We start from the raw sequence: 7,236 nt of genomic DNA, 5'->3' as shown, positions 1-7,236 counted from the left end.
GACATATTAGCCATGGAGACATTGACACCCCCAGAACCCATACTAAAGAGATGATCACTTCCTGCTAGATTCATTTCCAGTAATCCCATATTAGTAGCCGTGTCCGTTTGATGTTTTTTACCTGTTTTTGGGTCTGTTCCCCAGATAATAGGGCCTGAAAAGGCATTATTCACCGCTCCATCAATGAAACCCGCTGTTGTTTTGTTACCAACAGTGTCACCCCAAATTGAACTGAAGCAACCCCAACGGCTTACACCAGGTATATAATTGGATGTGACACTGAGTTATTTATAAATTACTCCTACAAAATCTAAAACCCAAGGTTGATCGATACTGTTACCCTCATAGATGTCTTTAATAGTAATTTTAACAGAATGTTCATCTTGAATCGCTAATGGTATTAACTGCATTATATGGGAATCTTCTAACATGACCTTATGAATTAAATCTGGTCTACTATCATATCTTATCTCTATTTCGTTAATTCGCCCATAATTACGATCCATATTCTTTCGTTCATTATCATATTGCCCATTGCAGATTACAATACTAAATAAATCATGGTCACTTTCTAGTTTTATAGTTTGAGTTATATTATCTATATCATTATCGCCTTGGTACCTACTTGTTTCACCAAAATCTATATTCTGATATGTACTGCTAATAACGTTTTCTATGTCTATCTGATAATCTGTATGATTCTTTATGTATTCTACATGGGTATTGTATTCAGATGTTTTTGTATATAGATACTCAGGTTCCGGTAAATAATATAATTGCTTATTTAGATTGTATAAGTAAATAGGGTTACTAAAATAATACTTCTTCATATAGCTTGATAGAAAACCTATAGGTAAAGGTGAAATACTAGGATCTGTTTTATATAATGAATTAACTAAGTAATACTTAAGATCATAATATGTTGGATAATTAAGTAACGGATATTTAAAATCATCATATTTAACAATATCATATGCAAAATTGGTATTGTTAAAAGAAATAATGAGTTCCTTAAAACTTTCATCATGATAACTTCCATCACGTGGCATCACCTCAGGTAAGGGATACACGCTTCCACAAAAAGACACCGTGTATTTTCCATTAAAATATGTCGACAGAGAAACATAGACACCATTAATTCCATACTCATTTAAATAAATCTTTTGTGAATCTAGTATCTCTAAATTAGTTAAATCAATTTTGGTGAAAAGCCAAGACTGATTTGCTTTTTCTTCCATGATATATGCCGTTCTACCATCATCACTGATAGTTATCTTCCCTGTAGTATTGTAAGCATGGAAATCACCTTTTTCTGTCAATAGAAAAATTCCACCATTAATATTATAATATTTATCTACAATTCCCACTAAGTCTTTCCCTTGTTTAGTGGGATACAAAATATTTAACTCCTTTATTGCCTTTTCTTCATTAGGATACTGTGAGATATAGTAAGACATAATCTCTTCCCTTTGTTTTTCAAATCTCTTTATGACATGTATAGATTTTCTTTTACTGCTTGCTTCAAAAATATAATAGCCTTGATCATCTATTTCCTTTCGATAACTAAAGGATACATCATTATCAATATATTCTTGAATTTTAAAAAAGGAATAATGCTTTTTGTTCTTATAGAAATAGGTTTCTTGAGTACCGTATAGTAATAAATTCTTATCCTGGAAATAAGAATAGTTTAGTGTTGTATAATTATCAGCAGTTTTACTGTCATTAATAAGGCTATATCCCCCAAAAGGGTATGTATTATACTTAAGAGTATATTTTACATCCGCAGACAAGTTTTCCTTCTTAATGATCCTTATATATTCAGTATTTATCTTTGGGGAATTGTCATCATCCTTATTGGAACATGAGATGAATAGACAAATTACTCCTACCCACAGTAAACTATAATTTCTCAATAGGAATCTCCTAAACTTCTATTAATATGAACATAGCCAGTATCACCCAGTTTAAACATATTCATAAAATCATAAAATCTATTTATTCCGATTTCAGGAGATGCCCACGAATAACTGCCGTAAAGCGTTAGACATCCCAAACTTCCTGCATTAAATAAAAGAGATGCGTCTCCTGTCGGATGATTATTATTATTTTGTATATTACTGTAAGTACCGTGCATATTTATTAATGTGGCGTTTTCATGAATTCTATTTTGTATACCATCATAATAATAACCAGGAAAGCTTCTATATTCTGATAATAGGTCAGCAATAGTCTGTTCCTTATTTTCAACCTTTTGATCATTCCATATTTCTTTCATAGAACTACTGAGACTGCTCAAAATATTTGTATTTACATTATTTAGCAAAATAAGACCGGGATTTGTCCCAAAAATGGGATGATGAAAACTAGCGTAACCATAATCACCATCTTCAATAGCAGGGTAATCCTGTCCAAAGTTCATTTCATCTGGCATTGTTGACGTCATGTTGAAATGACTAATATATCCATCCTCATCTCTTAAAACTCCATCTTTATTAATAAAGAACGTTCCTGCATTCATTCTAGTAGCTTCCGGCGCTAAGTTTTCAATAGATATAATATCTGTTCTATCATCAGTTGGTGAAAAGCCAATATATATATCATCTACACGATTATCATATTTATCATATACACCTATGTTAAAGACATCGGTACCATAATAGTTTTGACTATCAATACCACTACCATCTTGAAGATGAGATAAAGTCATTAAATAAGCATTTGCTTGAACAGCTATTGGATAAAACTTTCCCTTCTCTATCCTAAAATTTGGATCACGAATAAAAGTATTTTCAGAATCACTCCATATTAAACCTGAATCTTCAATCAATTTACCAGTTTTTTCAACTAAGTTATTGTAAGCAGCACTAAAATGTTGTCTATAAGAAGCAAAGTCTTCATTACTATCTAAATTAGGTAACATCCCCATATGCATGGCTAAAGCAGTAACTGTTTGCCATTTTGAAGATTGCTCACCAGGAGGAGCATACCTTTCATCAACTTGCCCATTCTCATCATATCTTTCAAATATAGAAGGCATTACTAACTTTCCATTTTCATACATACCTAATCTTCCATCCTCAAATGATACATAAGTCCCAATGTATTCGCCACTATCATCAAAATACTTCTTCATTTCCATGTAATCAGAATCAGAAGTATTTTCATGCCAATTATCAGGATTAATTGATGCACCCATTATTGAATTAAGCCAGCTACTATCAGTTGCCAAACCATTATTCATTAAGTCAGCGTATGTCTGCGATCCATACATATGAGCTATTGCCTCATACTTATTACCAGCTAAGTGAGTTCCTTCATGACTAAAAATGCTTGCCAACTTTGCTGACTTCTCACGATCTTTCCCAACCATATTGCTATTTATATATATTGTATCTGGATTATCTTTATCTACAAAACCATAGATATTCTCATTGTTATAATCTCCATATTCAATTTTTGTATCTCCATCAAAGATAGATCGTCCCAATTTATGATTAAATTCTAAACTCGTATAACCTAATTCATTTAATCCAGCTAAAGAGCTGTTACCTTCATCCCCACCAAATTTAAATTTACCAATTCCAATAGTTTCTGATAGACCAGAAAGAGAACTCGCTAGATCACCCAATTTTATTTGTGTTCCTCCACTTCCAAACTCACCATGAGTCCCTTCTTCATCAAAATGCAACTCAAATAATCCTCTATTCTGATCATTTAGTAGATCTTTTGAATTAACTCCTGATAAATCCAACAATTCTCCAATTGATAATAAAATTAAAATTGCTTCTCCAGTAATACCATAGTTAATACCAGCACCAACCATACTGGTTGTCAGAGAATTAAATTTTGAGATTCCATCCGTATTAAAAATGTTACTAGAAAGAGCTAAACCATTTTGATCTACCTAATTGAATTTACTTAGTACACTGTTAAAGGCATAGCCACACTAGAGACCTACCCAGCAAGGGCTTGTTTACCAAACAGACTTTCACTAAACACTTTACTATTAAACCCTAAATTACCGTCTTCATTTAAACAAAGGAATCAACTGCGAAAGTTGAGTTATTTGTATATAACACCCAAATAGTCCAGAACCCAAGGTTGATCAACACTACTTCCTTCGTAAATATCCTTTATACTAACTTGAATAGAATGTTCATCTTGTATCGCTAATTGTATTAACTCCATTACATAGAAGTCTTCTAACATGACCTTATGAACTAAATCTGGTCTGTTATCATATTTAATTTCTATTTCTTTAACTCTTCGATACTCTCTATTTAGGTCTTTTAGTTCACTATCGTAGTACCCACTGAAAACGACAATACTAAAAAGGTTTTTAGTACTCTCAATTTTCAGTGTCTGAGAAATACTATCTATAGGCATATTCCCCTGATATCTATTTGTGTCACCAAAATCTGAATTCTTATACTTATTGTTTACCATATTTTTTTCTCAATCTGATAATTTGTATGATTTTTTTCGTATTTTTTATGTGTCTCATATTTAAAGGGAAATACTATATCCTAACCATGTATGAACTTCTGATATTACATATAGTCTGACAGTGGATCCATATTCGCCCCGGCAAAACCGGAACCATAAATTCCCATAATTCTTCCAAAGGTTTTCGTATGAGCAGGCACAGCCCTGCGGGTTTTCAGAACCTGGCTATTATATCCATTGGCATAACCATGTCTCATGGATTCATGACTTAGGGATATCACATCCCTTAGCTACAAAAGATAATCTACCCATACTCATATCATAACCGCCTTTTAAATCCTTAAAAGCTATTTTGGCCAGGTTAACATTGGTACTGCCGGTCATACCACTAAGGCTTGTTGTAACTATTCTGGATAGTTTATCTTAAAAAGGTAAACATCTTCATAGGGATATCGGTTTTTTCCCCACTCCCAGGTTATCCCTTCCCAACCAAGAATAATAATATACTCCTTATTAGGACTGACATCATATTGAAGACTATCCCAAATGCTATGATAGAAGTTGGGGACAACATCCTCTAAGCCCATAATCATCTCTCCGTCTTTATAGACTTTTACTCGAGATAGATCTTCTTCACCGATGGTTTGATTATAAAGTGTATCTTCTCCAAAATGAATTTCATAACCCTGTTTTAGTTTACAAGCTCTTATAGGGAGCATTGAAGAATCTTGTATAAAATATACTTTTTCGGAATCGAGTTCTTTATCAATCAAAAACCATTTGTCATGAGCATGGCGTTTTAAAATATCGTAAGTTTCTTTGTCGTATTCATTTAGACTTAAAGACTGATCAATCGAATATCTATTTTTTCCAAACTGGAAATAGAAAGTCCTCCCAAATGAATTATCATTATAAAAAGGTGGAGAGCGAACCCCAAGCCAGCCCCATTTCCTTTCATATATTTCAACGGGAACCTTTTTAATTATTCTATTTTCTGAAATACTGAATAATACGGGTTCTGTATCAGCACCGCTAGAGAAAATAATATCGTCAGTAACAAAACAATAAGTAGCGGCAATGTCTCTAAACTTTAACTCCTTACCCAATTTATCAACAAGATCAATAGAAAAATCATCACTAAATACCATGGTTGAAATTATTAGATAGAAAGATAGATATATTGTTATTTTTTTCATCTAAATGCTGCTCCATAAATATCACTATTAAACATTAAATTAGCTAGATAACTGTTTGTCTGACTATCTAATGAATCCCAATAATCCAAGGGCATACTTGTGTAATTGTTCCAGAAAAAATTATTCCAATCGTTTATTTGAGGATTTTGACTGGAGAAATTATAGATATTATTCCAGTTATCTGTATTGTTAGCAGTTGCCAGGCCAGTTGTAAGTAATGCTTCTGATGTTGTTATGAAATAATCATCCAAATTTGTATCATATGTAGATTCAAGAAAGTCCAATGGGTCCTTTTTTATCCCATTATCTTTTAGAGCTAAGTCAAAATGAGGCCCTGTTCCGTTTCCTGTATTTCCCATTACTCCTGTTTGTATTCCTAAGGGTACTCCTGATAAAACTCCATTCTGATTTAAAGTTACTCCATTTGTCCCAAATGTTGATAAATAGTTCATTATAGATTGGCTGCTTAAATGAGAAGCATTATATGTTAGTCCCTGGTTATTGCCCATAGTGGCTTGAAGGCCAAACCCTCCCGCCATTCTCAGGCTAAGAGTCCCATCAGCAAAAGCATTAACCAAAGCATGATCATTGTTTACGACATCAATCTGGTCATGACGTTTATATCCATATAATGGATACAATGTTTTATTTTTTACACTGTTATGAAAATCATCAGTTACAAATGACCAGCCGAATAAATTAGTTACAATAGGTTTTATTCCATTCTCTGTTCCCAATGCAATAGGAAAAGCTTCATTCTCACTCAAGCTTAGTATCTGCCCCTCATATCCTTCCATTCTATGTTGAGAAAGAACTCCGCTGTTTTGTACATCCAATAATGAAGAAAACATACTTTTAAAGTTATCATTGTTCAGGTTGTCATCAGACGAGAGCATCAAAGATGCTATCTTTGTTGCATCTAATAATGATTGAGTTCCACTAAGAAAGTTTTTATCGAATCTCCTGTCCATATCCAAAAACTGGAAAAACTTAAAGCCATTATCAAGCAATGCTAATCGTTCAGGAGTTAGTGGTTTGGAATCTGTATCCGCAGATATATCTATTTGGCGAGAAAGGACAGGTCCCTGCATAGCTATTTCCAATGGAGACATTCCCCATTTATCAAGCATTCTTTCCATTTCTTCTGGGGAAACATCTTCGTCCATCCCAATCGCGCTTAAGTCAAAATTCAAACTATTGTCATCTTCCCATTGAGCAACTCCATTGTCATGTACAATCAACTTCCAATAATCAGAAGAATTATCATACGAAGCAGCAACATACTCATTAAAGTTATCCGCTCCTTTACTATATTCATATATATCCTTAAGAAGATTCCCATTTGCTCCAAGGAATTCCATTCCATATCTACTGTCATTGCCCATTCGAATAGACATCTCGGTATGAGCAGTAGCGGCTCTTTCTAATTCAGCCTTTTGGTCGGCACTGTTTTTATCACCATCTCGATAGGCTTCATGTTGTAAAACAACACCAGCCATAAGAGCACCATTTCTATCATTACCCAAGGTAGCTATATGTATAGTTCTTCCCCCATTAGCATTAGTGCTAGTCTCACCTTGTTCCCCATCTT

At 33.5% G+C, this 7,236-nt stretch carries 6 protein-coding genes; all 6 read right to left on the bottom strand.

The window, feature by feature from the left end; genetic code table 11:
* Positions 1-284 precede the first annotated feature (284 nt).
* The gene (locus K345_RS0106570) at positions 285-1,916 is read right to left on the bottom strand and encodes a hypothetical protein (RefSeq protein WP_028973493.1); all 1,632 of its coding nucleotides are present in this window, start codon (positions 1,914-1,916) and stop codon (positions 285-287) included.
* Positions 1,913-3,826, bottom strand: a complete 1,914-nt coding sequence (locus K345_RS0106565; RefSeq protein WP_028973492.1) for a hypothetical protein — start codon at positions 3,824-3,826, stop codon at positions 1,913-1,915. Before K345_RS0106565 ends, K345_RS0106570 begins: the two co-directional genes overlap by 4 nt.
* Before the next feature lie 239 nt (positions 3,827-4,065).
* Positions 4,066-4,449, bottom strand: coding sequence for a hypothetical protein (locus K345_RS0106560; protein ID WP_028973491.1), 384 nt, complete (start codon positions 4,447-4,449; stop codon positions 4,066-4,068).
* 104 nt (positions 4,450-4,553) lie between these two features.
* Complete coding sequence (locus K345_RS23080) at positions 4,554-4,730, bottom strand: hypothetical protein (protein ID WP_156888325.1); 177 nt, start codon at positions 4,728-4,730, stop codon at positions 4,554-4,556.
* 123 nt (positions 4,731-4,853) lie between these two features.
* Entirely contained in the window at positions 4,854-5,645 is a 792-nt protein-coding gene (locus K345_RS0106550; RefSeq protein WP_028973490.1) for a hypothetical protein, read from the bottom strand.
* A partial coding sequence (locus tag K345_RS23320) for a M23 family metallopeptidase (RefSeq protein WP_037571509.1) occupies positions 5,642-7,236 on the bottom strand: 1,595 nt, incomplete at its 5' end. The genes K345_RS0106550 and K345_RS23320, both read right to left, overlap by 4 nt.

Source organism: Spirochaeta cellobiosiphila DSM 17781, from assembly GCF_000426705.1.
Taxonomy (GTDB): domain Bacteria; phylum Spirochaetota; class Spirochaetia; order DSM-17781; family DSM-17781; genus Spirochaeta_E; species Spirochaeta_E cellobiosiphila.
Note: the sequence above shows the minus strand (reverse complement) of the source record. Positions and strands in the feature narration are given on the sequence as shown.